Annotated in this window: 23 protein-coding genes; 19 read left to right on the forward strand and 4 right to left on the reverse strand. The window is 31.1% G+C overall.

Annotation, left to right across the window (positions count from 1 at the left end; all coding sequences use genetic code 11):
- Positions 1-41: 41 nt before the first annotated feature.
- Positions 42-1,067, reverse strand: coding sequence for an LLM class flavin-dependent oxidoreductase (locus ACVBFA_RS05445; protein WP_002490814.1), 1,026 nt, complete (start codon positions 1,065-1,067; stop codon positions 42-44).
- Positions 1,068-1,206: 139 nt separating this feature from the next.
- Between ACVBFA_RS05445 and ACVBFA_RS05450 the strand changes: the two genes are divergently transcribed.
- The 5 genes from ACVBFA_RS05450 to ACVBFA_RS05470 all read left to right on the forward strand — a co-directional run bounded on the left by ACVBFA_RS05450 (position 1,207) and on the right by ACVBFA_RS05470 (position 5,477).
- Positions 1,207-2,211, forward strand: a complete 1,005-nt coding sequence (locus ACVBFA_RS05450; protein ID WP_002490813.1) for an NADP-dependent oxidoreductase — start codon at positions 1,207-1,209, stop codon at positions 2,209-2,211.
- A gap of 98 nt (positions 2,212-2,309) precedes the next feature.
- Positions 2,310-3,320 carry a zinc-binding alcohol dehydrogenase family protein gene (locus ACVBFA_RS05455; RefSeq protein WP_002474903.1) on the forward strand — a complete coding sequence of 337 codons (1,011 nt, stop codon included), beginning with the start codon at positions 2,310-2,312 and terminating at the stop codon, positions 3,318-3,320.
- A 794-nt stretch (positions 3,321-4,114) separates the two neighbouring features.
- Positions 4,115-4,651 carry an alkaline shock response membrane anchor protein AmaP gene (gene amaP, locus ACVBFA_RS05460; RefSeq protein WP_002458394.1) on the forward strand — a complete coding sequence of 179 codons (537 nt, stop codon included), beginning with the start codon at positions 4,115-4,117 and terminating at the stop codon, positions 4,649-4,651.
- Between the two features lie 12 nt (positions 4,652-4,663).
- A complete protein-coding gene (locus ACVBFA_RS05465; RefSeq protein WP_001829717.1) occupies positions 4,664-4,903 on the forward strand; it encodes a DUF2273 domain-containing protein in 240 nt (79 codons plus the stop codon).
- Positions 4,904-4,976: 73 nt separating this feature from the next.
- Complete coding sequence (locus tag ACVBFA_RS05470; protein ID WP_002447353.1) at positions 4,977-5,477, forward strand: Asp23/Gls24 family envelope stress response protein; 501 nt, start codon at positions 4,977-4,979, stop codon at positions 5,475-5,477.
- Between the two features lie 60 nt (positions 5,478-5,537).
- Here the strand turns inward: ACVBFA_RS05470 and ACVBFA_RS05475 are convergent, their stop codons facing one another.
- Complete coding sequence (locus ACVBFA_RS05475; RefSeq protein WP_126122743.1) at positions 5,538-7,499, reverse strand: IucA/IucC family protein; 1,962 nt, start codon at positions 7,497-7,499, stop codon at positions 5,538-5,540.
- A 102-nt stretch (positions 7,500-7,601) separates the two neighbouring features.
- On the opposite strand from ACVBFA_RS05475, the gene ACVBFA_RS05480 reads away from it, so the two are divergent.
- The 7 genes from ACVBFA_RS05480 to ACVBFA_RS05510 all read left to right on the forward strand — a co-directional run bounded on the left by ACVBFA_RS05480 (position 7,602) and on the right by ACVBFA_RS05510 (position 16,470).
- Positions 7,602-8,783 carry an MFS transporter gene (locus ACVBFA_RS05480; RefSeq protein WP_002486632.1) on the forward strand — a complete coding sequence of 394 codons (1,182 nt, stop codon included), beginning with the start codon at positions 7,602-7,604 and terminating at the stop codon, positions 8,781-8,783.
- Positions 8,773-10,530 (forward strand): IucA/IucC family protein, encoded by a 1,758-nt coding sequence (locus ACVBFA_RS05485; RefSeq protein ID WP_447158793.1) that lies wholly within the window; start codon positions 8,773-8,775, stop codon positions 10,528-10,530. Before ACVBFA_RS05480 ends, ACVBFA_RS05485 begins: the two co-directional genes overlap by 11 nt.
- Before the next feature lie 3 nt (positions 10,531-10,533).
- A complete protein-coding gene (locus tag ACVBFA_RS05490) occupies positions 10,534-11,595 on the forward strand; it encodes an alanine/ornithine racemase family PLP-dependent enzyme (RefSeq protein ID WP_002458398.1) in 1,062 nt (353 codons plus the stop codon).
- A gap of 202 nt (positions 11,596-11,797) precedes the next feature.
- Positions 11,798-12,793 carry an ABC transporter substrate-binding protein gene (locus ACVBFA_RS05495; protein ID WP_002491567.1) on the forward strand — a complete coding sequence of 332 codons (996 nt, stop codon included), beginning with the start codon at positions 11,798-11,800 and terminating at the stop codon, positions 12,791-12,793.
- 11 nt (positions 12,794-12,804) lie between these two features.
- On the forward strand, positions 12,805-13,836 hold the full coding sequence (locus ACVBFA_RS05500) for a FecCD family ABC transporter permease (protein ID WP_002476067.1): 1,032 nt from the start codon (positions 12,805-12,807) through the stop codon (positions 13,834-13,836).
- A complete protein-coding gene (locus ACVBFA_RS05505; protein ID WP_002447360.1) occupies positions 13,833-14,798 on the forward strand; it encodes a FecCD family ABC transporter permease in 966 nt (321 codons plus the stop codon). The genes ACVBFA_RS05500 and ACVBFA_RS05505 overlap by 4 nt, the downstream gene beginning before the upstream one ends.
- A gap of 298 nt (positions 14,799-15,096) precedes the next feature.
- Entirely contained in the window at positions 15,097-16,470 is a 1,374-nt protein-coding gene (locus tag ACVBFA_RS05510) for a YjiH family protein (protein ID WP_126122280.1), read from the forward strand.
- 174 nt (positions 16,471-16,644) lie between these two features.
- Here the strand turns inward: ACVBFA_RS05510 and ACVBFA_RS05515 are convergent, their stop codons facing one another.
- Both ACVBFA_RS05515 and ACVBFA_RS05520 read right to left on the reverse strand, forming a co-directional pair.
- Positions 16,645-16,959, reverse strand: a complete 315-nt coding sequence (locus ACVBFA_RS05515; protein ID WP_002475742.1) for a heme oxygenase — start codon at positions 16,957-16,959, stop codon at positions 16,645-16,647.
- Positions 16,960-17,111: 152 nt separating this feature from the next.
- Positions 17,112-17,372, reverse strand: coding sequence for a SunI/YnzG family protein (locus ACVBFA_RS05520; RefSeq protein ID WP_001829752.1), 261 nt, complete (start codon positions 17,370-17,372; stop codon positions 17,112-17,114).
- 176 nt (positions 17,373-17,548) lie between these two features.
- On the opposite strand from ACVBFA_RS05520, the gene ACVBFA_RS05525 reads away from it, so the two are divergent.
- The 7 genes from ACVBFA_RS05525 (at position 17,549) to ACVBFA_RS05555 (ending at position 25,164) form a co-directional block, all read left to right on the forward strand.
- Entirely contained in the window at positions 17,549-18,058 is a 510-nt protein-coding gene (locus ACVBFA_RS05525) for a metal-dependent hydrolase (RefSeq protein WP_002475741.1), read from the forward strand.
- A 54-nt stretch (positions 18,059-18,112) separates the two neighbouring features.
- A complete protein-coding gene (locus ACVBFA_RS05530) occupies positions 18,113-19,300 on the forward strand; it encodes a UTP--glucose-1-phosphate uridylyltransferase (protein ID WP_002475739.1) in 1,188 nt (395 codons plus the stop codon).
- Between the two features lie 18 nt (positions 19,301-19,318).
- Positions 19,319-20,002 (forward strand): PAQR family membrane homeostasis protein TrhA, encoded by a 684-nt coding sequence (trhA, locus tag ACVBFA_RS05535; RefSeq protein ID WP_002447365.1) that lies wholly within the window; start codon positions 19,319-19,321, stop codon positions 20,000-20,002.
- 239 nt (positions 20,003-20,241) lie between these two features.
- The gene (gene sdrM, locus ACVBFA_RS05540) at positions 20,242-21,579 is read left to right on the forward strand and encodes a multidrug efflux MFS transporter SdrM (protein WP_002475622.1); all 1,338 of its coding nucleotides are present in this window, start codon (positions 20,242-20,244) and stop codon (positions 21,577-21,579) included.
- Positions 21,580-21,772: 193 nt separating this feature from the next.
- A complete protein-coding gene (locus ACVBFA_RS05545) occupies positions 21,773-22,240 on the forward strand; it encodes a SepA family multidrug efflux transporter (protein WP_162155470.1) in 468 nt (155 codons plus the stop codon).
- Between the two features lie 269 nt (positions 22,241-22,509).
- Positions 22,510-23,949, forward strand: a complete 1,440-nt coding sequence (locus tag ACVBFA_RS05550) for an MDR family MFS transporter (RefSeq protein ID WP_002458404.1) — start codon at positions 22,510-22,512, stop codon at positions 23,947-23,949.
- Between the two features lie 147 nt (positions 23,950-24,096).
- A complete protein-coding gene (locus ACVBFA_RS05555) occupies positions 24,097-25,164 on the forward strand; it encodes an Mrp/NBP35 family ATP-binding protein (RefSeq protein ID WP_002447369.1) in 1,068 nt (355 codons plus the stop codon).
- Positions 25,165-25,513 lie beyond the last annotated feature (349 nt).

Raw genomic sequence — 25,513 nt, forward strand, 5'->3', positions numbered from 1 at the left:
TGACTTTCAAGTGAATCAATCGTGCGTCTTTTAGTAATAGTCTAAAATTCATCGCGTGAATAAGATGGAATCAATTCATTCGCAATTAACTCAATTAATTCCATTCTAGCGTCTTCACCAAATACATGAGGTAAGATGAGGATTTCATCCACTTTAAATTGTTGATGAAGTAAGGTAAGTTGTTCCGCAACATCATTTGGCATTCCGTATATGATTTTTGATTTCATCTTTTCAAGCTTTTCTAATTCTCGTTGACTATAATGCTTGCTCTGCGCTGTTTCAATCGATGGATAGCTCTTAGGTTGATTTAAATAGTTAATACGCATCAACCAAAGTTGAAGCGCATGTAGCAATTGTTTAACTCTAGACAAATTAGGAGCTGTTACTACAAAAGTTGCTAAAATAACATATGGTTTTGCATTATTAATTTCACCATGATAAGCTTTGAAATATTTTCGATAAGTGCTTATAGCTTCATGAAGGTCAGTCTCAGATTGTCCCATTCGTGCAATAACAAAAGGTAGTCCCCGCTGAGCGGCTAATTTTGCGCTTCTATTACTCATACCTAAAATATATAGCTGAGGAAATGAAGTAACCATAGGTGTGGCTAATAATGATTTGAAACGATGGTCATGAGATGTATCGTTATTGAAGTATTTAAGCAAATCAGTAATCTGAGTATTGAATGGTAATTTTTTATTTTTGTTTTCATTTAATGCTTCATTAACATTTTTAAAGCTTGGCGAACGCCCGATAGCCATATCGATACGTTGGGGGTGTCTTGCTTCCATAATTTTAAATTGTTCAGCTACTTTATAAGGACTATAATGTGGTAACATCACACCTCCACTACCAACTCTGATGTGTTGTGTGTGTTCTAAAATTGACATCATTATTATTTCGGGTGCGCTCGAAACAACAGAATAAACTTGATGATGTTCTGCAACCCAGTATCGTAAGTACCCAAGTTTCTCAGCGTGTTGGGCTAATTCAATACTATGCTTTAGGGCGTCATTTGGGCTACGCCCTTCGAACAACGGGACATAATCAAGTAAACTTAATCTCATGAACACACATCTCCTATTCATTTATATTCACGATACTATAAATACTATTATATATTATACAAATGATATGTAATGATTGCGATCGAATTGTTTAGGGAAACATAAAAGCATAAACAATTATTATAAGGATGATGATGATATGAATAATGAACAAATAATATTTAATAAAGTACCAGACGGAATGCCACAAGACGATACATTTAAATATGAAGATATAGATGTTATTGAACCTTCAGAAAACGAATTGCAATTGAAAACATTATATATATCGGTTGATCCATATATGAGGGGACGTATGACAAATGCTGATTCTTATGTAGATCCTTTCAAACAAGGGGAACCTTTTAATGGACATACAGTATCTAAAGTTTTAAAATCCAAGGATAGTAATTTTGATGAAGGTGATATAGTAGTGGGCATGCTTCCTTGGAAAAAAATCAATACAGTAAATAGTGAGTATGTTAACAAAGTACCTTCTTCTGACGTACCATTACATCTTTATCTTAGTGTGTTGGGGATGCCAGGTCAGACAGCTTATCATGGACTACTTGATATCGGACAACCTAAAGAAGGTGAAACAGTAGTTATTTCAGCAGCTTCAGGTGCAGTTGGCTCAGTTGTGGGCCAAATTGCGAAACTTAAAGGTTGCAGAGTCGTTGGTATAGCAGGTGGAGATGAAAAAGTGAACTATCTAAAAAAAGAACTTCATTTTGATGCTGGTATCGATTACAAAAAAGATAACTTCCCTGAATCCTTAAAAGAAGCGGTGCCTAACGGTATAGATGTCTACTTTGAAAATGTAGGTGGATATATTGGCGATGAAGTCTTCAAACATCTCAATACACATGCAAGAATTCCTGTTTGTGGTGCGATTTCATCCTATAATCATCCAGAAAAAGACATTGGGCCACGCATTCAGCAAACATTGATTAAAAATCAAGCAATGATGAGAGGTTTCTTAGTAGCGGAATTCGCTGATAATTTTAAAGAAGCGAGCAAGCAATTAGCTGAATGGGTTCAAGAGAATAAAATTAAAACACAAGTTTCAGTAGAAGATGGTTTTGATAAAGTACCGCAAGCCTTTAGAAATTTGCTAACTGGTGATAATTTTGGTAAACAAGTTATTAAAGTGGCAAGTGAATAAAAACAAAGCATTAATTTATTTGACGATAAAACGTTTACACTATAAGTAGTAAATTGAAGTGATATAATAAAATTAAATAATTTTAAAGAGGTGGCACTATGAAAGCGATAGGATTTAAATCTCCATTCCAATTAGATGAAGGAAATTGTTTTGAGGAATTTAACTTTGATATACCTCATCCATCCGGCCATGAATTATTAGTCAAGGTTCAAAGTATTAGTGTGAATCCTGTTGATACAAAACAGCGTACGATGCCAGTTGACAAAGCGCCACGTGTACTTGGCTTTGATGCTGTTGGTGTGATTGAAAAGATTGGAGATCAAGTGTCAATGTTTCAAGAAGGGGACGTCGTTTTTTATTCAGGTTCCCCTAACCAAAATGGTTCGAATGAAGAATACCAATTAATAGAGGAGTATTTAGTAGCTAAAGCACCTAAAAATTTGAAAAGTGAACAAGCAGCTAGCCTACCTTTAACTGGGCTAACAGCTTATGAAACGCTTTTCGATGTTTTTGGGATTTCAAAAAATCCTTCTGAAAATAAAGGTAAATCTTTGTTAATAATTAATGGAGCAGGTGGTGTAGGTAGTATTGCAACACAGATAGCGAAATTTTATGGGTTGAAGGTTATTACAACTGCTTCGAGAGAGGATACTATAAAGTGGTCTATTAATATGGGTGCTGATATTGTACTGAATCATAGGAAAGATTTACGTCAACAATTTAAAGATAATCATATTGAGGGTGTTGACTATATCTTTTGTACATTTGATACAGATAAGTATTATGAAATGATGGTTAACTTAGTTAAACCTAGAGGACATATTGCGACAATTGTCGCATTTAATTCGCAACAAGATTTAAATTTATTGAAATCTAAAAGTGTAACATTTACGCATGAATTTATGTTTTCAAGACCATTACACCATACAGATGATGTAATCAAACACCATGAATATCTTAAGGATATAGCAGAAAAGGTTGAACAGGGATATTATCAACCAACTACCACGAAAGTTATCAACGGATTAAATGTAGATAGCCTTTATGAAGCGCATCAAATTTTAGAGTCTCATTCTATGATTGGTAAGCTTGTTATCAATCTTAAGTAAAAAACGTTATATAAATGTCAGTATATGCATGAAAAGGCGACAACATTTATTATCCTAATTCAGTTTAAAGTTTTAATATGAATCATAATCGATACGAGATAAGCGTTTATTTTAACGCAGTGATTAATCATTAATACACCATAAAAGCCTGGAACATTTGATGTTCCAGGCTTTTATATTTGTCATTTGAAATTATTAATCATTTCAAACAGAGTGTGATAGAACATGTATATTTAATCTTTTGATGTAGTGTATTAGTAGACTATAGCCATGAATTTTAATTTAAGCACTTTTACTTTATTTGAATAATGATATTCATACTTAAGTCTACTGTTTGTACCAATCGTGTTTAAATATGCTTAGTTCCTGCCTAGTGATTAATATTATTTTATATAAGTTGGTGTAATATTTTGTTCCTACACGCAGTAACATAAAGTCATTACAATATAGCTTATAGTGATTTTATTAACATTTTCATTAATGGTTATTGCAATTATTCGATTCTAATACAAATCTCCAATAAAAGAACAATCTATACGTTATCAGACATATATAACACAGACATGAAAAACTATATATTAAAATTTAAAAGCTCTATAATGAAAATAAAATTAATTTGCTTAATCCTGGTTTTCTTTTAAAAAAATAGGGAATAACGATTGTAAGATGTACTTCTTTAAATATATTTTAAATTAGATATCAATTTGAATTATTAATGTTTTAAAAAATATTTATAGGGTACCTAATTGATGTATAATCTAAAATTAACTTTTGCTAAGGAGGTGACGTGCGAGGTGAAAAGACTTAAGAATTTTATTCTCGGCTTACTCATTGTGGCTATAGTTGGCTTCCTATTATTTATGTATATAGATGATAGTCGCATTCAAAGTTATCAAGACTACTTCTTACAATTTAATTGGTTCCAACCACTATTGATTGGGCTTGCAGGATTACTTATATTAATAGGACTTATATTAGTACTTAGTATTTTTAAACCTACGCATCGCAAACCTGGACTTTATAAAGACTTTGATGATGGACATATTTACGTATCACGTAAAGCTGTTGAAAAAACAATTTACGATACAATCGCTAAATATGATCAAGTTAGACAACCAAACGTTGTAAGTAAGCTCTATAACAAAAAGAATAAATCATTCATTGACATCAAAACAGATTTCTTCGTACCAAACCATGTTCAAGTTAAGAGTTTAACAGAGAGTATCCGTGCTGATATCAAAAGTAATGTTGAACACTTTACTGAAATTCCTGTAAGAAAATTAGAAGTTAACGTACGTGATCAGAAAACATCTGGTCCACGCGTATTGTAAGGGAGGGATACCATGGCTGATAATAACAATCAAAACGGACAAGACGCTACTCAACAATTTATAAATATTTTAAAATCGTTTAAATGGCGTATTATTGGATTTTTAGCATTTTTAATTATAGCTATATTATTCCTAACTCTTGGATTCTGGAAGACAATTTTAATTATAGTCTTATGTTTAATAGGAATCGGTATCGGGTATATTAAAGACCGTACTCAAGATTTCTTAAACTTCCTAAATAGATGGAGTTAGACTCAGATATTAAGAAGTTTCTAATCAATTAATTTATGGATAAAACTAATTTAAAAATAAAGGAGAATGTATTATGGCAGTAGATAACAATAAAGCTAAACAAGCATATGATAATCAAACAGGTGTTAATGAACAAGAAAGAAAAGAGCAACAACAAGCTCAAAATAATCAACCTCAATTTGAAAACAAATTAACTTTCTCAGATGAAGTAGTTGAAAAAATTGCTGGTATTGCAGCACGTGAAGTTAAAGGAATTTTAGACATGAAAGGTGGCTTCACAGACAGCTTTACTAACGCTTTCTCAAGCGGTAACAATGTAACTACAGGCGTATCTGTAGAAGTCGGAGAAAAACAAGCTGCTGTAGATTTAAAAGTTATTTTAGAATATGGTGAATCTGCACCTAAAATTTTCCGTAAAGTGACAGACTTAGTTAAAGAACAAGTAAAATATATTACTGGTTTAGAAGTTGTTGAAGTTAACATGCAAGTTGACGACGTAATGACAAAAAAAGAATGGCAACAAAAAAACGAAAAAGATAACAAAGAAAACAATGAAAGAGAAGGTTTAAAATAATCAATCTCTTGATGTATACCAAAAAAGCACTTGAGCATGATGCTCAAGTGCTTTTTGATTTTATAAATCATTCTTTCTATGAAGTGGATTATTCACTTTAATATACGTATATTCATGTGCTTGATTCTCTAAACGCATTGTTGTGACACACTTGTAATCGATTTCGGATGCGAAAATAGTGCGCTTGATGTTGTTGAGATGTTGTTTTGAAATGTGAGTCATGTGATTAAAAATGTCTTCTACTGTTTGTGCAATAATTTGCCATATTTCTTGTTCAAGGACTTTACTATCAGAATATTTAGCTATTGTAATAACGAGTTCACCTAAATGATTTTGAACTGTTGAATAGAACATTTTATTAAATACTGATGTTTTAGAAGTTGTAAGGATTCTAGATTTTTCATGGAAATGTTGAGTAGTAAATCCAGCATTATTCAATTGTTCTTTATCAATACGTAATCCTTCAAAGTCCCTTATATAAATCATGTTAAGTGAGCCATCTTTATTAAAGGTAGCCACTGAATTTTGTAAATGTGCCTCTAGCGAAATTCCGTATTTTGAATAAAGAGGGATAACTAAGCCAAGAAGAGCTTTGCTATAATCTTTAATCCATTGTTTCGCTGCTTCTTCAAAATTTTTATATTGATGTGTATTTTGATAAGTTTTGATTAAAGTACAAATTGGTGCTTCGGTATTATAAGGATATGTCGCAACCAAACTTGATGGAATTACTGGCACTGTTTCATTAGATATAAACTGATATAAATTATTTCTAAACAAAGTCCCTAATTGTTCACTTCGATCTGTTTGAATTGTCTCATTGTCGTTTCGATTATAAAAATGAATCCCTGCATTTTCATCGATATAAGTAGATTGATAACGTGAAAAATCTTCATCTTTTGACATAATCTCCCTTAAAATTTGCGTCACTAATGGTCCATTATAGGTCGTTTGTTCAGACAATGTTCGAATCTCACCAGTTATATGCACATTCGTCGATAATTTGATATGCGGGGATAAATCAGGTTGTTTAGGTACTAACGTTCTAAATGATAGACCAGCATAGTATGGTACTGAATGATTACTTATCAATATTAACTTTTCGTTTAGTTCATCCTGATAATCACTTTGTAAAATATGTTTTACTTGCCAAGGATGAACCATCATCAAATGATAATTTTGTAAATTAAAATCTTCGCCAAATTCTTTTTCTAAGGTTTTAATTAAGTCAGGAAACATTTGCTTTACGGCATTATTGTAATCTACATTCAATGATTGAATACGACTTATACTTTTATGAATAAACACGGCTTTTAGATGAATAACATTACCAAATTCTGATGAATACATAAAGTTTTCCTTAGCATTCATTCCTTTTCTTAACTTAGCACCAGGATGAAGAGGATGGCCTTCGATGACAGATTGTTCAGAACGCAAGTAACTATCATTTGCATTTTTAATAAGGTGATATAATGGCGCTCTTTCATTACGCATCGTATGGTGTTGGAAACTTAATGCAAAAGTCATATTAGCTGCACTATTATTTAAATCATTTCTAAATTGTACGCTAGCCTCGTTATTTAAGTTTTCATCTTCAATTAATATCCAATCTAGTATTTGATTAGGATGTAGTACACGTTCAAAATCATCTTCTTTACTTAGATTTTTAAAATAAAATGGTCCTTCGACATCAAGGCGATCGAATGCATGCATTCCAGTTATTGGAGCATACAAATAAATATTTGATGTTGGAAAATAGATTTCTAAAATGGCAATAACATTAACTCCGTAACCAGCAAAATGACGTCGATTAAGTACACGACTATGATCGCGACTTTTTACTAAATTCTCCCTATGTAAAGATGTAATTAAACGTTGACTTATTTTATCACGTCCATCTAATAAATGATCAATATAATTAGAAGACCACTTAGAATCATGATGTTTAAGAAAGTCATGTACATTATGCTCATCTTCAGTCATTATTATATTTTGTTTATTTATAAATTGATTGAAATTCATAATTCACCTCTTAAAAATATTTTACAAAAATAAATAACATTTGTATAATCCATATTAATGATAATGATAATTATTATCAACGAAAAAGACAGGTGGAATTTGATGGCAAAATATTTCTTTTCCAGTTCTTTTCTGTTATTTTTAGGAAATTGGATTGGTCAAGTGGGGTTAAATTGGTTCGTACTCACAACATATCATAATGCTGTATATTTAGGCTTAGTTAATTTCTGTCGTCTTATACCTATTTTACTATTAAGTGTTTGGGCAGGATCCATAGCTGATAAATATGACAAAGGTCTCCTGTTACGTATCACTATTAGTTCATCATTCATCATTACAGCATTATTGTGTTTACTTACATATAGTCTTAACACTATACCGATTTTCATCATACTTTTATATGCAACATTTAGGGGGATACTAAGTGCTGTAGAAACTCCGGTGAGACAAGCAGTTTTACCTGATTTATCTAGTAAAATTTCTACAACTCAAGCAGTTTCTTTTCATTCGTTCATTATTAATATATGTCGATCAATAGGACCCGCAATAGCGGGTGGCTTAATAGCTGTATATCATACACCCACTACATTTTTAGCTCAAGCAGTGTGCTATTTTATCGCGGCAGTTTTATGTATACCTGTTCATTTTGAAGTCATAGTAAGTCAAAAAGAAGAAAAAGCACTACCACTTAAAGTTGTACTAAATTATTTTAAGAGTAATTTAGAAGGTAGTCAGATATTCATTACCTCTATTATTATTATGGCAACAGGCTTTTCTTATACTACAGTTTTACCAGTATTGACAAACCATATTTTTCCAGGTCAATCGCAAGTGTTTGGTATAGCTATGACTTTTTGTGCGATTGGAGGAATAGTTGCAACGATAGTCTTACCATCAATTTTAAAACACTTAAGTACAGTAAAAATGTATTATCTCAGTTCAATATTGTTTGGTATGGCTTTACTAGGTATTATCATACATCATTTAGTAGTCATGTTTATATGTATTACGTTAATAGGTTTGTTTAGTCAATGGGCTAGAACAACTAATAGAGTTTATTTTCAACATAGTGTAAAGGACTGTGATAGAGGGAAAGTATTAAGTATTGTAATGATGGATCGAGGTATGATTCCGTTAGGTAGTTTAATAATGAGCTTTTTCGCGGATATGTTCGGTATTTTAACTACATTTACTATTATGGGAATTAGCACTATTAGTATTTCAATCATTTTTTATATCATACAACGTATTTCGAATATGGAGGAGAGCAATAATGAATCATAAGGAATGGCTTTTAGCTGACAAAAACATCCAATATCGAACGATTAACGCAATGATTAAGGAACATATTGTTTCTGAAGGTATGTGTATTAAAGAAGGTACTCATAAAGTTGAAATTTTTCTCAATGAGCACCTTTTATCGTTAAAAGTAGCTCGAAAAAGTGCCTTAAAAAGATATGTTTTTTCTGGTGACATAGTATTGAAAAATAAAAAATTGTCTCAATCAGTTGAAAGTTTAGAAGAACTTCTTCAAATACTAACGGAAATATTTCATATCAACATTTCAAAACGATTATACGATGAATTAATTCATAGTAGGGATAGTTTGTATGAAACGTATAAACATTTTTATAATAACCAAACACTCATTCATCAGAGTATGAAATTTAGTAAATTGCCCGATTCTATAAATTTTATAGCTTGGCTACAACATTTACAAGATAGTGGTATGACAGATGATTTAAGTTACTCGGAAAGCCTTGTGATAGAAGGGCATCCCACACATCCTTTAACAAAAACTAAATTGCCTCTTAGTACTAATGAACTAAAGCTATATGCACCGGAATTTGAAAAAGTTATTCCATTAAATATTATGCTTATTGAAAAAAATCATGTAGTAACAACAGCAATAAATGATGATCAGAATTTTATTCTGAATCAAGTTATTCCTGAATATCGAGATCGTTTAAAATGCTACCTCGAGCCACTTCGATTAAGTCTTAACAATTACAGATTAATGTTGATACATCCTTGGCAATATGATTATATTATCGGCGAACAATTTGAAGAATGGATAGCCAAGAAAATCTTACTACCTACGCCATTTACTGTTGAGGCCAAAGCTACTTTATCATTTAGAACAATGGACTTAATTCATAAACCATATCATGTAAAATTGCCAGTAAATGTTCAAGCTACAAGTGCTATTAGAACAGTTTCATCAGTTACAACTGTAGATGGTCCTAAGTTAAGTCATGCATTACAAGGATTGCTTCAGGAATTTCCAGAACTTCAAGTCGCGATGGAACCTTTTGGAGCTTATGCTCACACGGCATCTGATTTATCAAAACAATTAGCGCTTATTATACGTCAAAAACCAACGATATATGATTATGGGTGCACAGTTGTAACAGCTAGTTTAGTTAATCCTAATCCAATTGATAATCATGCAGTTGTAGATAGTTATTTAAAATGGATAGAAAACGAAATCACACTTGATCATATTAAGCATTTTATAGCAATTTATACACAAACCTTAGTTACACCACTTATTGCGTATATTCAAAATTATGGCATAGCACTTGAAGCGCATATGCAAAATACGATTGTTAATCTTGGACCTAATTATAAAATGAAATTCATTGTACGTGATTTAGGTGGTTCTCGTATAGATTTAAATACACTTAAACAGAAAGTTCCTCAAATAGATGTTACAAATGAAAGTCTTATTGCAGATAATATTGAGGAGGTTATTGCTAAATTTCAACATGCAGTGATTCAAAATCAGCTAGCAGAATTGATTCATCATTTTAATCAGTATGATGAAGTAATAGAAGAAGAATTATTTGAGATTGTGCGTGAAGAAATCGAAATGGCAATCGATAATGACAAGCCACATGCTGAAAAATTGAAAAAATTATTGTTTGGATCAACTATCACAGTCAAAGCTTTATTAAGTATGAGAATGGAAAATAAAGTGAAAAAATATTTAAATACCAAGTTAGATAATCCAATAAAAAAAGAGGTGTAGTACATGGCAAATGTTCGTGTCAATTTATCTAAAATTAAATATAATGCCAAAGTACTTCAATCGTTATTAGAATGTAAACAAATTCATTTCACACCAGTAATTAAATGTGTCGCAGGGGATAAACATATTGTATCAAGTATTAAGTCTTTAGGAATTACACATTTTGCTGAATCAAGACTAGATAATATTGAACAACTCAAAGATTTAGGCATTACATTTACATTGTTACGACCTACTGTTGAAGCAGATTTGGAAAAGATGATTTCAAGAGTAGAAATGAGTATCCAAACTGAATTAACCACAATCAAAAAACTTAATACGTTAGCAAAATCTCTTGATATTAAACATCAAATCATGCTAATGGTTGACTGGAAAGATGGTAGAGAAGGGGTCTTGACCTATGATGTGGTACGCTATGTACAAGAAATACTTAAATTATCTCACATACAACTTGTTGGCTTGGCATTTAATTTTATGTGCTTTAAATCAGAAGCACCCAATGAAAAAGATGTTCGTATGATAAACAAATTTATACATGATGTAGAAAGTGAAACTCATTTTAAGTTTAGAATTATTTCAGGTGGAAATTCGAGTATGTTACCTCAAACACTGTACAATCATTTAGATAAAATCAATGATCTTCGTATAGGGGAAGCATTATTAAGGGGTATAGATACGACGACAAATCATTCAATTAATAGCTTATATCAAAATGCGATAGTATTAGAAGCAGAAATTATAGAAATAAAACCACGCCTATATCAAAAAAATAATCAATCTTATTTACAAGCCATAGTTGATATCGGTTATTTAGATACTTTTATCGAGGGGATAAAACCTCTTGGGGATGATATAAGAATATTAGGTGCATCAAGTGACCATTTAATGATTGATTTAAATAACCAAGACCATTATCAGATCGGAGATAAACTTCAATTTAGCTTGAATTATGAAGCGCTGTCTCAGAGCATGTATATGAAAAATTTAACTAAGTTATATAGTAGTGATTCAAAAATAGAATCCCTTGTTCAAAACTTTGATATGCCCATATATTCCCACTGCTAAAAGTGTTTATTTACCTTTAAATCAACGCACCGTTCCAAATTAAATTTTGATAGGCATTACTTATTAAAATTAGCATTTTTATATAAACATCATTTGTTCAGCGTTGGATTAATTATGAAAATAATAAAATAAGTTATTGACATTGAGAATCGTTATCAATAAACTAATAATGTAAGCATATACATATTAAGGAGTGGAAACAGTGAGAGGTTTAAAAATTTTAAGTGTAATTGGCTTATTGTTTGTTTTAATTGCAACTGCAGCATGTGGAAATAATAATTCAAGTAACTCAAGTAAAGAGTCATCAAAAGATGGAGTTGAAATCAAGCACGAAGAAGGTACTACGAAAGTACCTAAACACCCTAAACGTGTTGTTGTTCTTGAGTATTCATTTGTTGATGCGTTAGTTGCTTTAGATGTTAAACCTGTTGGGATAGCGGACGATAACAAAAAAAATCGTATTATTAAACCATTAAGAGACAAAATTGGAAAATACACTTCTGTAGGAACACGTAAACAACCTAACTTAGAAGAAATCAGTAAACTCAAACCAGATTTAATTATTGCTGATAATAATAGACACAAAGGTATTTATAAAGACTTAAATAAAATTGCTCCTACGATTGAACTGAAAAGTTTCGATGGAGATTATAATGAAAATATTGATGCTTTTAAAACAATTTCAAAGGCTTTAGGTAAAGAAGAAGAAGGTAAAAAACGCTTAGAAGAACACGATAAGAAAATTGAAGAATATAAAAAAGAAATAACTATGGATAAAAATCTAAAGGTATTGCCTGCAGTAGCTGCTAAATCAGGTTTGCTTGCTCACCCAAGCAACTCTTATGTTGGTCAATTCCTAAGTCAACTAGGTTTTAAAGAAGCATTAAGTGATGATGTTACTAAAGGTTTAAGTAAGTATCTTAAAGGACCTTACTTACAAATGAACACTGAAACTTTATCTCAAGTGAATCCTGAGCGTATGTTCATAATGACAAACAAGGCAAGTTCTAACGAACCTTCACTAAAAGAACTAGAAAAAGATCCTGTATGGAAGAAATTAAATGCTGTGAAAAATCAACGTGTTGATATTTTAGACCGTGACTTATGGGCAAGATCACGTGGTTTAATTTCTTCAGAAGAAATGGCAAAAGAACTTGTTGAATTATCAAAGAAAGATAGTAAAAAAGATAATAAGTAAGGTGGAAAACAATGACTATAGTAAATAAAGATAGTCAATCCGCTATTGAACAAAAAAAGAAAAAGCGCACTACACTCACTTTTATTGTGGGTGTGTGCCTTCTTTTTATTTCAGTATATTTGAATTTAGCGATTGGTTCTTCAAAAATACAATTGAATGATATTTTAAGTTATGTCACTGGACACACGAATACAAAAGCAACTTTCTTAATACACAATGTACGTATGCCAAGAATGCTGGCTGGTTTAATTATTGGTGGCGCTTTAGCAATTGCAGGTTTATTGATGCAGGCAATTACCAAAAACCCTTTGGCTTCACCACAGATTTTTGGTGTGAATGCAGGCGCTTCCTTCGTTATTGTTCTTATAACTGTACTTATACCGTCTCTAGGCTCTTACTCTACAATTTTAGCGATAATTGGTGCCTTCTTAGGAGGTTTTACTGTCTATACATTGTCTGGCTCTACTAAGTCGCTTACACCGATTAAACTAGCACTTGCAGGTATGGCTATTCATCTGTTCTTTAGTAGTATGACTCAAGGTATAATTATTCTAAATGAAGATTCTAATGATACAGTGATGTTCTGGTTAGTTGGTTCATTAGCCGGTATAAAATGGCAACAGATTATATTTATCTTACCATTTTTACTCCTTGCTATTTTTGTGACCATATTTATGGGAAGACAATTAACTATATTAGAGTTAGGTGATGATATTGCCAGAGGATTAGGACAAAGAACAGAAATCGTCAGAATGATTGTTGGAATATTGGTCGTTGTTCTTGCTGGTGTTTCTGTTTCTATTGCTGGTCCTATAGGATTTGTTGGTTTGATAGTTCCACACATAGTGAAAAGATATATAAATAAAAACTATATATTGATGATACCTTTAACATTTATATTCGGCGCTACTTTATTACTTATTTCTGATGTATTGTGTCGCTTAATTACTTATCCATTCGAATCGCCAGTAGGTATTGTTACATCATTTGTTGGTGCTTTTTACTTCTTATTCATAACTGTTAGAGGGGTGAATCGCATATGATTAAACAAAACCTGAAGATGCGCTATACCATTGTCTTACTGTTATTAATTTTTAGTACAATCTTTAGTCTTTGTATAGGATCAGTAATGATTAATCCTATTCATGCAGTTACAGGCTTCTTCTTACACAATGACTTTATTTTAAATGAATATCGAATTCCTAGAACACTTTTAGGAATACTTATAGGCAGTAGTTTAGCTATTTCTGGCTCGGTGATACAAGGGGTTATAAGAAATCCACTTGCCTCACCCGATGTTATTGGAATAACAAAAGGGGCAAGTTTAGCAGCAGTAATAATCATAATGATATTTCCATCGGCACCTCTATTTGTTCTTCCTTTAGGTTCATTTATCGGTGCTTTGACAATAAGTATTATTCTTTCAGTTCTTATTTCTAAATTTGATGTAAAGGGATCAAAATTAGCATTGATAGGTTTAGCTATAGGTGCAATTTGTACGGCCATTGTCCAATTCCTGCTTATACGTAATCCTCTTGATGCAAATAATGCGCTATTATGGTTAACTGGTAGTTTATATGGTCATAATATAGCCAGTTTTTATAGTTTATTACCATGGTTTATTATCACTGTACCTATAGTATTGTTATTAGGGTATCAACTTGATATTTTAAATTTAGGTGATCATGTAGCCATTGCACTAGGAGCACGTGTAAAAATCTTAAAAATGACTTTACTTGTATTAGCAGTAATGTTAGCAGGCGCGTCCATTGCAGTAGTAGGAGGTATTAGTTTTTTAGGTCTTATAGCACCTCATATTGCACGTCAACTTGTCGGTCATAAAAATATACATGTTATAATCATGTCAGGTTTGGTAGGAGCAATATTATTAACTTTTGGTGATGGTTTAGCAAGAGGTATACAACCTCCTCTTGATATTCCTGTAGGTGTTGTAATAGCAATTATAGGCGCACCTTACTTCTTATTTTTATTACGTAAGATGTAGTAAATTTGATAGTTTCAATATTATATTTTTAGTTATAGAGCCTGATACATTACAAATTAATGTACAGGCTCTTATTGATGTTACAATATCATTTTGATGGCTCATTAAAAAAATAAAAAATATAAATCATATACGAATAGAACTGCTTAAATGGAAAAAGAGTTAAAATGGATTTGCTAAAAGTTAATAAATAGCGTATAGTGTTCTTTACGTAATTATTCAAAATAATGCATATATATAATGTGATATACTTTAAATTACATATGGATATAAAAAGATAGAAATGGATTGAATATATATGAATGAATATAAAAAAGTTGACATAGTTAGAGGTAGAATTAAATTTATCACTATGTCGTTGTTAGGGATTATATTATTTTTAATTCCTATACCAGTTGTTCAAGATGGACAGCATCAAACGACTCTTCCAATAGCTTTTTTAGCTAGTTTATTAAAAGATTGGCTTGGTGGTATCATGCCAATTTTAATTGTAACCATCATAAGTGTATCAGGTATTTTAACAATATTATGCTCTACAATTTATAAAAATAAATTAAATCCTCAAGGTTTGATGAACAGTGCTTTCAACGTTAAAATAGGATGGCTTGTTTTGAGAGTATTAGCTGTCTTCTTTTCTTGGTTAACATTTTTAAATATTGGACCTGAAATGATTAAATCTGAAGATACAGGTGGATTAGTATTTTCGAGCTTATTACCTACTCTTGTAGCAGTATTTTTATTTGCTGCAATCTTTTTACCTTTATTAATGGAGTATGGTCTATTAGAATTACTTGGCCCCATTTTTAGACCTATCATGCGACCTTTGTTTACTTTACCTGGTAGATCGACAGTTGATAATCTAGCTTCATTTATAGGTGATGGTACAGTTGGTGTTTTAATTACTAGTAGACAATATGGTGAAGGATATTACTCAAGAAGAGAAGCAACTGTAATATCCACAACCTTTAGTGTTGTATCTATTACGTTCGCGATTGTCATTGCCGAAACAATTAGAATGCAAGATCAATTCTTCTATTTTTATTTAACAGTTGTCATTTCATGCTTAATTGCAGCAATGATTATGCCAAGAATTTGGCCACTTAAAAATATTCCTGACGAATATGCTAAAGAAGTAAGTGAAGAGGCCCGTAATGAACAGCTACCAGAAGGCAAAACAGCATTAAAATATGGTTTTGATTTAGCAACTGAAGTTGGAATTAAATCGCCAGGGTTTAAAGAATTTTTAATTTCAGGTTTTAAAACAGTTGTAGATATGTGGTTTGTAATTTTACCAGTAGTTATGAGTATAGGAACAATAGCTACTATTATCGCTAACTACACACCTGTTTTTGAGATTATAGGAAAACCATTTGTTCCAGTACTAGAATTGTTACAAATTCCAGAAGCACATGAAGCATCACAAACAATTCTAATTGGGTTTGCCGATATGTTCTTACCTTCAATTCTTATTGAAGGGGTTCAAAATGATGTAACACGTTTTGTAATTGGAGCATTGAGTATCTCTCAACTTGTTTATTTATCTGAAGTGGGCGGCGTGATTCTTGGTTCTAAAATTCCAGTTAATATAAGTAAATTATTTATGATTTTTTTAATTCGTACTATCATTACGCTTCCAATAATTGCTTTATTAGCGCATTTATTTATTGGGTAAAAGATATACTCATTTTTAATTTAGTGGGAGTGGGGAACTAATCAAAACAACAGCAATATATTACTAATGGTTAAAATAAAATTTCTCATATATCAAACTTGTTTTATTTTAATAATAAATGCAAAATTAGACAATGAATCATATACGTATTCTAGCCCACTCCCTTTGCATAATTTATCTTCTGTTTAAAGAAGATAAAACATTTGATTTAACAATTTCGCTTTTAATGACTGGTGAATTTTCGGATTTACCAGTATTTTTATGTGCTTGTTTAAATACATCACTATTCACCCAATTTTTAAAATCTTCTTCAGTTTCCCACCAACTATTTACATACATATCTTCGCTATAATCATCTTTATCAATTTGCCAAACTTCAATACCTTCAAAGCCCTTTAAAGATTCAATAGGTCCTCCTTTAGTAAAATTAGGCGCCATTTGTTTTGCATATCCTTTTTTTACAGTGATTCTATTTGTAACAACGAACATTCATATTACCTCCTAGTCTATTTTCTTTAATATAATATTTATCATTCAGCTTAGCAATTTTGAAAATATCACATTAAAAAACTGTCGACATTATATTGAGTTATGTCGACAGTCTAATTATAAAGTTATGTTAAAAAATATAAATCTGTAATTTATTTTGTTAACTCATTATATACTTTTTGATCATTTTGAGTGTAAATAATATATAAGTGTTGATCAGTATCAATTAATACGCGATTTGTTTTTCCGAAAGTAGAACCGATTCGAGATATTTCTTTACCATTCTCTTCTGGTACGGCATGAATATCTTGATCTTGAGTAACATTTTTAATTTCATTATTTGGAATTTTGATATCTGCTACTCTCCATTGAATACGAACTTCATTATCGTTTTTCTTAACTGTCATTGCCATTAAAAACACTTCCTTTAATTAATTTATAAACCTATCATAAATGATTGTGTAATCGTTTTCAAGTATTTATGTGATACTTTTTTTAATTATGTCATACTAATTGAAAGTGAATGCGAAAGTATGTTCGCTTTTTAAAACGAAATGTGCTAAAATATCCTTATAAAGGAGAACAAAACATGACAGGTAAAACACACGCATCATGTGGCTTTTTAGTCGGTGCAATAACCACACAATATTTTCATACAGATATATTTACTTCTATATCAGTGATTGTACTTTCAGTCATTTCAAGTATTTTGCCAGATATATGTCATACACAAAGTAAAATAGGAAGACGATTTAGGCTTACTAGTTTTTTTGTCAGAATTTTATTTGGTCATAGAACATTTACGCATTCACTTTTATTTATTATAGGAATTAGTTTTTTACTGTACTTCATACAAACTCCGATGTATTATATGGTTGCAATTGTTATTGGTATGTTTTCGCATGTTATACTTGATATATTAACTCCAAGAGGTGTTAAACTATTTTATCCTTTACCATTTAATATCGTATCACCCATTCATTTTAAAACTGGGGGACTAGTAGATGTATCTCTAGCTACTGCATTAAGTGTTGGTGCGATATATACTTTATTTCAACCATATTTAAATACTATGATGCACTATTGGTTAATCAAATAAGATTATTATGAGAAAAATAACAATTAAAATTACGTATACATAAGGAGCGTTATCATGTTAGAAAAAAATCAATTGGAAAAGTATAACCAAGAGCATTTGTATGAATATGAAAAATTAATGAGTAGTAATGAAAAGAATGCTTTAGATGAAAAAGTGAATCAGTTAAATCTTGCAGAAATTCAAGATTTATATCAGGACTTATATGTTAATAGAAAAACTATTGATGATGTATCTTCTGTATCTGAAGTCAAATATGAAGTGAAATCACGACTCAATGAAGAACAACGACATACATATGAACAAAAAGGTTATGAGGCAATACGAAATGGTGAATTTGCAGTATTATTGATGGCTGGAGGACAAGGTACGCGTTTAGGATATAAAGGGCCTAAAGGTTCTTTTGAAATAGAGGGTACGAGTTTATTTGAGCTTCAGGCGCGTCAATTGATTCGTTTAAAAGAAGAAACTGGCCACACAATTAATTGGTATATTATGACAAGTGACATTAATCATAAAGATACAATAGAGTATTTTAAACAACATAAATATTTTAATTATGATGCCAATCATATTCATTTCTTTAAGCAAGATAACATTGTTGCTTTAAGTGAAGAAGGAAAACTTGTTTTAAATAGAGATGGACATATTATGGAAACACCTAATGGTAATGGGGGTGTATTCAAGTCTCTTAAAAAAGCTGGATACCTTGATAAAATGCAACAGGATCACGTCAAATATATCTTCTTAAATAACATTGATAATGTCTTAGTTAAAGTTTTAGATCCGTTATTTGCAGGTTTTACAGTGACACAAAGTAAAGACATCACATCAAAAACAATTCAACCTAAAGATAGTGAAAGTGTAGGTCGACTTGTAAATGTTGATTGTAAAGACACTGTGTTAGAGTATTCCGAATTAGATACAGACATAGCAAATCAATTTAACAATGCTAATATAGGTATCCATGCTTTTAAACTAGGTTTCATTACCAGTGTTGTTGATAGAGAATTACCATATCATTTGGCAATCAAACAATTAAAACAATTAGATGAAAATTTTGGTGTGGTTGAACGTCCTACATTAAAGTTTGAATTATTTTATTTTGACATATTTAGGTACGGTACAAGCTTTGTAACACTACAAGTTCCAAGAGAAGAAGAATTTTCACCTTTAAAAAATAAAGAAGGTAAGGATAGTGTACATACAGCTACAGAAGATTTAAAACGAATGGATTTGATTTAACTAAAGGTGGTGGAATAGATGTCTCAATCATCTAAGCGAAAAAACGATTCTGTGGTAGAAACTTTTAAGGACATCATTCCTTTAACATTTGGAGAAGAGATTGGTAATGCAGCATCACATGGTGCTGCTGCATTACTTACATTATTTATTCTTCCATATGCAGCAGTGCATAGTTTTAACAATGGTGGCACATTAGAGTCAATTAGTGTGTCGATTTATGTGATTAGTATTTTTATGATGTTCATATCATCAACCATTTATCATTCGATGCAAAATAATACGTCTCATAAATATATATTAAGGATTATTGACCATAGTATGATTTATGTGGCTATTTCAGGAACGTATACACCTGTTTTGTTAAGTGTTGTCGGTGGTTGGTTAGGTTGGCTTGTCACAATATTATTATGGGGAACAACATTATGGGGAATTTTGTATAAATCAATAGCAACTAAAGTCAATCATAGATTAAGTCTCATTGTTTATTTGGTGATGGGGTGGGTAGGTATCATATTCTTACCTATTATTATTATGCGAACATCATGGTGGTTTATTTTCTTTATATTTCTTGGTGGGTTATCTTATACTATCGGAGCTTGGTTTTATGCCCAAAAAAATAAACCTTATTTTCATATGATTTGGCATATATTTATTGTTCTTGCTTCTCTCTTACATATGATAGGCATTTTTTATTTTATGTGAATTGCAACATTCTATCCTTTTAATTTAGAGAGAAAAATAAGTATTATTTTTAGATATATCATTATACTTTAAATAAACACATGGTGGCGTTGGAATTTTAACTTTATGGACTTTTTAAAGGGGTGAGATGTACTGATCTCACTCCTTTTTATTGAAAACAAATGGTGTATGAGTACCATCATATTAAAAAGTCAATTTTACGTTTCAATAGCTAAATCCAATAAAAAGGGAGTTTTTTTATGAATCTTAAGTCCATCATTACTGTAATGGCACTCATACTAATAATGTTTATGGCAGCTATAGAAACATCAATCATTTCATTAGCATTACCAACAATAAAAAATAGTTTGAATGCCGGTAATCTAGTTTCATTAGTATTTACCGTATATTTTATTGCTTTAGTCATAGCTAACCCTATCGTTGGTGAGCTCATGTCTAGATTTAAAATTATTAACATTGCTGTTGTAGGGGTATCATTGTTTGCCTTAGGTAGTTTAATGTCGGGATTAAGTCAGACGTTTACTTTTTTAATTATCTCTCGAATAGTACAAGGTTTTGGAGCAGGAGTTATGATGTCACTCTCACAAATAGTTCCAAAGTTGGCTTTTGAAATTCCGTTAAGATATAAAATTATGGGTATCGTCGGAAGTGTCTGGGGGATTTCGAGTATTATTGGTCCATTATTAGGTGGTGCGATTTTAGAGTTCGCTTCATGGCATTGGCTATTCTATATCAATATTCCTATTGCTATATTGGCAATAATACTTGTATTTATGACTTTTCATTTTCCTGATGAGACACAAGTACAACAGAGTCGTTTTGATATAAAAGGATTGATTATCTTTTATATCTTTATAGCTTTATTAATGTTTGGTTTACTCAACCAACATCATATTATTTTTAATATATTCTCAATTATTTTAGCTTTAGTTGTTTTATGGATGCTATTTAAAGTAGAAAATAGTTTCGAACAACCATTTTTACCAACGAAAGAATTTAACATATCAATAGTTCTAGTTTTTATAACGGATTTACTAATTGCGATAACATTGATGGGATATAATTTATATATACCAGTATATTTACAAGAAAAACTTGGTTTATCACCTTTACAAAGTGGATTTGTAATATTCCCGTTGTCTGTTGCTTGGATTACGCTTAATTTCAATTTAGCTAAAATAGAAGCGCATTTTACTAGAAAAACATTATATATTTGCTCATTCTTTGTTTTATTAGTTTGTAGTCTGATGATAATGTTTGGCTTAAAACTCCCATTGCTTATTGCTTTTGCGGTTATATTTGCAGGTTTAAGTTTTGGCTATATTTATACAAAAGATAGTGTTATTGTCCAAGAGGAAACTTCTCCAAAAAATATGAAAAAGATGATGTCGTTTTATGCATTGACAAAAAATTTAGGTTCGTCTGTCGGATCTACGATTATGGGATATATGTATGCACTAAATGTTGGTTTATTTGGTTCTAATTTACACAATGTATTAGGATTAGTATCAATAATTTCAGTATGTTTAATTGTAATGTGGATGACATTATTTAAGAGTAATCCTATTCAATCTTAGAAACATTACAGAATGATTTTTTAATTATGAGCAAGTAGAAATGCGTATACCATATCTACTTGCTTTTTTTGTGAAAATAAAAAGAAATAAGTTGAGATGAGAAGAAGAAATGTTGTATAACTTAAAATTTTATATGCTTTTATTTACATGATAATATATATGTATATACGAAGTGTAAGGGAGGACAAAAGTGATGAAATTTTTAAAAAATAAATCATATCATTTATTAGTAACACTTATTGTTCTCACTATATTTATTATTTCCGGAGCCATTTTTTTAACGTTTTTAGGCTTTGGTTTGTACGGTTTGAGTCGCATCCTTATTTATTTACACTTAGGCGATTTTAGTTACAATAAAGGCTTTTATGATAATTTAATATACTACGGTAGTTATATCGTATTAGGCTATTTTACTTTATTTTCAATTGAGCATTTAATGGATTATTTTAAAAAGAATCTTCCAAAAAATCCATACTTTCAAGGTATTAACTTTCATCTCATCTCCTACATTGTTACTACAATTATGTTTTATTTTATAGTTCACATACACTTTGTACATGTTAATATACATTTTTGGGTAATTATGATTATTATAGGATTTTTATTTGTATGTAAAGAAGTTTTTTATCCTGAAAGTAAAAATTTGAATAATAAAAAGTAAGGCGTTTGTAAAAAAGAGAATTTAATATGGAATAATTGAACTTAACGATAGAAAATAATTTAATTATTTAATAGCAATGTTTGATAATGCTATTAAAAATTGCAGTTATATCATGCTTTACCAAGCAGTACAAAGTTTGAATAATTACACAATAATGGTATTCAAAATAACAAGAAATTTCTATATTATTCTGAGCATTAAGTTTGTATCGGTAAATAAAATTTGATTGAATATAAAATTATCATTTGAATAAAAAGGAGTATATGTTTATGGCCAGTTATGAATTATCTAAGACTAAGCGAAATTTAATCGTATCTGTAATGTTAATTAGCGCTTTCGTGGCCATTTTAAATCAAACATTACTTAATACAGCCTTGCCACACATTATGCGTGAGTTAAATATTAATGAGAATACATCGCAGTGGCTGATTACAGGTTTCATGTTAGTGAATGGTGTCATGATTCCACTTACCGCTTACTTAATGGATAAAGTAAAAACAAGACCGCTATATTTAGGTGCAATGGGAACATTTCTGATAGGATCAATCGTTGCTGCTATTGCACCTAATTTTGGCGTGCTCATGTTTGCACGGGTAATACAAGCTGTCGGTGCAGGTATACTCATGCCATTAATGCAATTTACATTGTTTACATTGTTCTCTAAAGAACACCGTGGATTTGCAATGGGACTTGCAGGATTAGTTATACAATTTGCACCTGCAATTGGACCTACATTTACTGGTTTAATCATTGACAATGCAAGTTGGAGAGTGCCATTTATTGTTATTGTCGGTATAGCATTAGTTACATTTATATTTGGTTTTGTATCGATTTCAAGTTATAACACAACGAAAGAAACAAAACTGGATAAAAAATCCGTTATATACTCTACATTAGGTTTTGGATTAATGCTTTATGCTTTCAGTAGTGCTGGTAACCTAGGTTTTTCTAACCCAATTGTCCTTTGTTCGCTTTTAATAAGTCTAATCATCATTGGTATTTTTGTTAAACGACAAATTACAATTTCTAATCCATTATTAAATTTGAAAATATTTAATAACAAAATATTTTGTTTTTCAACAATTACTTCTATGATTATTATGTTATCTATGGTAGGACCTGCATTACTTATTCCATTGTATGTTCAAAATGCTTTAGGATTATCTGCGTTGCTATCAGGATTAGTAATTATGCCTGGCGCGATTATCAATGGTATTATGTCTGTGTTTACTGGGAAGTTTTACGATAAATATGGGCCTAGACCGTTAATATTTACTGGATTTATCTTATTGATTTCTTGTACATTTCTATTATGCTTTCTTAAAGTAGATACATCCTATACGTACTTGATTGTAATCTATGCGATTCGTATGTTTGCTGTGTCTTTATTAATGATGCCTATCAATACGACGGGGATAAATGCATTGAAAACTGAAAACATTTCCCACGGAACGGCAATTATGAACTTTGGACGTGTTATGGCGGGGTCTCTAGGAACTGCTCTAATGGTCACTTTTATGAGTATAGGTGCTCAATGGGTTGTATCATCAAGTAATCACGCTAGTAAAGAAATGATTCAACGGCAAAGTGTTGCTGCGGGAGTTGATGTATCGTTCGCGTTAGTCACTGTTTTTGTGATTATTGCTTTTGTTCTAGCATTATTTATAAAGGAGCCTAATCATTCTACTCACAATAGTAGGAAAGTATAATAATTAGAGGTTAGTCTATTTTAAAAATGGGCTAACTTCTTTTTTTATATTAGGAAAAGTCTTATACTAAAAAATATGAATGATATATAAACAGGCAACTATTAGTTGCTATGTAGATAAATTAAAAATCAATAAGGGGGATTTACTTTGTTAACGGTAAATCAAGTTAAAGAAATTGTAGGGGCATTAAAGGATCCGATTATAGATGTGCCATTGAAGGAATCTGAAGGTATTGTTGATGTGTCTATTAAGGATAATATTAACCATGTGAGCGTTAAGGTGGCAATGGCGCAATTAGGGGGGCAACCACAATTAGATCTTCAAATGGCTATAGTCAAAGCCTTAAAAGAAAATGGTGCAAATACTGTGGGAATTCGTTTTGAAGAACTTCCTGGCGAAGTAGTCGAGAGATATATAGGAAAAGGTAGTGAAAAGCCCAAAACCATTGAAGAACTATTATCACAAAATAACCCAGTTGAATTTATTTCTATAGCTTCAGGTAAAGGTGGGGTTGGTAAATCGACAGTGGCTGTCAATTTAGCCGTAGCTTTAGCAAGAGAAGGTAAGAAAGTAGGATTAGTAGACGCTGATATATACGGTTTTAGTGTGCCTGATATGATGGGAATAGATGAAAGACCGGGTATAGATGGTAAGGAGATAATACCTGTAGAGAGACATGGAGTAAAAGTTATTTCAATGGCATTTTTTGTAGAAGAAAATGCACCGGTTATTTGGAGAGGTCCAATGCTTGGTAAGATGCTTACAAATTTCTTTACAGAAGTACAGTGGGGAGAACTTGATTATCTACTTCTTGATTTACCACCTGGCACAGGAGATGTAGCTTTAGATGTACATTCAATGTTACCATCAAGTAAGGAAATTATAGTAACGACACCGCATCCAACCGCGGCGTTTGTAGCGGCTCGAGCAGGTGCAATGGCTAAACATACAGAACATACTATTCTTGGAGTTATAGAAAATATGAGCTATTTTGAAAGTAAGGAAACAGGTAAAAAAGAGTATGTTTTTGGAAAAGGAGGAGGCAAAAAGCTTTCTGATGAACTTGAGACGCAATTATTTGCTGAACTTCCATTAGAACAACCTACATGGAATCCCAATGACTTTTCGCCTTCGATATATCAATCGGATGATCGTTTAGGAGAATTATATAATTCAATCGCAAGAAAAGTTATAGCAAGCACCCAAAAACAATAAAATCGATAATACCTAAATTGTGTTTAAATCGTGTGAAAAATATTTTCATACGATTTTTCTATTGCAAATTTTAAGAAATGTGTTAGAATATCTTCTTGTGAGTGAATAAAAGAACTCATACGAATAAAAAATAATTCAATTTAAATGTTGACTTCAAAACATAAAATTGATATTATATAAAAGTCGCTAGAAAGTGGATGTAAAGCGATTAATAACTTTGTTAAGTTGGTGTAAAAATAACCCTTGCAAAGTTAATGAAAAGCTTTTAAAATTAATTAAGTAATATCAATTAGTTATTGACTTTTATCGAAGCGATATAGTACAATATAAAAGATTGATTTTACAAAAT

It is taken from the genome of Staphylococcus sp. MSU001, assembly GCF_052976705.1.

Bases quoted from the DNA above. Each gene is read 5' to 3' on its own strand.
- ACVBFA_RS05445 (WP_002490814.1), bottom strand. From the start codon at position 1,067: ATGAGATTAAGTTTACTTGATTATGTCCCGTTGTTCGAAGGGCGTAGC.
- ACVBFA_RS05470 (WP_002447353.1), top strand. From the start codon at position 4,977: ATGGCAGTAGATAACAATAAAGCTAAACAAGCATATGATAATCAAACA.
- trhA (WP_002447365.1), top strand. From the start codon at position 19,319: ATGTCTCAATCATCTAAGCGAAAAAACGATTCTGTGGTAGAAACTTTT.
- ACVBFA_RS05475 (WP_126122743.1), bottom strand. From the start codon at position 7,499: ATGAATTTCAATCAATTTATAAATAAACAAAATATAATAATGACTGAA.
- ACVBFA_RS05525 (WP_002475741.1), top strand. From the start codon at position 17,549: ATGACAGGTAAAACACACGCATCATGTGGCTTTTTAGTCGGTGCAATA.
- ACVBFA_RS05485 (WP_447158793.1), top strand. From the start codon at position 8,773: ATGAATCATAAGGAATGGCTTTTAGCTGACAAAAACATCCAATATCGA.
- ACVBFA_RS05515 (WP_002475742.1), bottom strand. From the start codon at position 16,959: ATGTTCGTTGTTACAAATAGAATCACTGTAAAAAAAGGATATGCAAAA.
- ACVBFA_RS05480 (WP_002486632.1), top strand. From the start codon at position 7,602: ATGGCAAAATATTTCTTTTCCAGTTCTTTTCTGTTATTTTTAGGAAAT.
- ACVBFA_RS05455 (WP_002474903.1), top strand. From the start codon at position 2,310: ATGAAAGCGATAGGATTTAAATCTCCATTCCAATTAGATGAAGGAAAT.
- ACVBFA_RS05530 (WP_002475739.1), top strand. From the start codon at position 18,113: ATGTTAGAAAAAAATCAATTGGAAAAGTATAACCAAGAGCATTTGTAT.
- sdrM (WP_002475622.1), top strand. From the start codon at position 20,242: ATGAATCTTAAGTCCATCATTACTGTAATGGCACTCATACTAATAATG.
- ACVBFA_RS05490 (WP_002458398.1), top strand. From the start codon at position 10,534: ATGGCAAATGTTCGTGTCAATTTATCTAAAATTAAATATAATGCCAAA.
- ACVBFA_RS05550 (WP_002458404.1), top strand. From the start codon at position 22,510: ATGGCCAGTTATGAATTATCTAAGACTAAGCGAAATTTAATCGTATCT.
- ACVBFA_RS05510 (WP_126122280.1), top strand. From the start codon at position 15,097: ATGAATGAATATAAAAAAGTTGACATAGTTAGAGGTAGAATTAAATTT.
- ACVBFA_RS05545 (WP_162155470.1), top strand. From the start codon at position 21,773: ATGAAATTTTTAAAAAATAAATCATATCATTTATTAGTAACACTTATT.
- ACVBFA_RS05500 (WP_002476067.1), top strand. From the start codon at position 12,805: ATGACTATAGTAAATAAAGATAGTCAATCCGCTATTGAACAAAAAAAG.
- ACVBFA_RS05520 (WP_001829752.1), bottom strand. From the start codon at position 17,372: ATGGCAATGACAGTTAAGAAAAACGATAATGAAGTTCGTATTCAATGG.
- ACVBFA_RS05465 (WP_001829717.1), top strand. From the start codon at position 4,664: ATGGCTGATAATAACAATCAAAACGGACAAGACGCTACTCAACAATTT.
- ACVBFA_RS05450 (WP_002490813.1), top strand. From the start codon at position 1,207: ATGAATAATGAACAAATAATATTTAATAAAGTACCAGACGGAATGCCA.
- ACVBFA_RS05505 (WP_002447360.1), top strand. From the start codon at position 13,833: ATGATTAAACAAAACCTGAAGATGCGCTATACCATTGTCTTACTGTTA.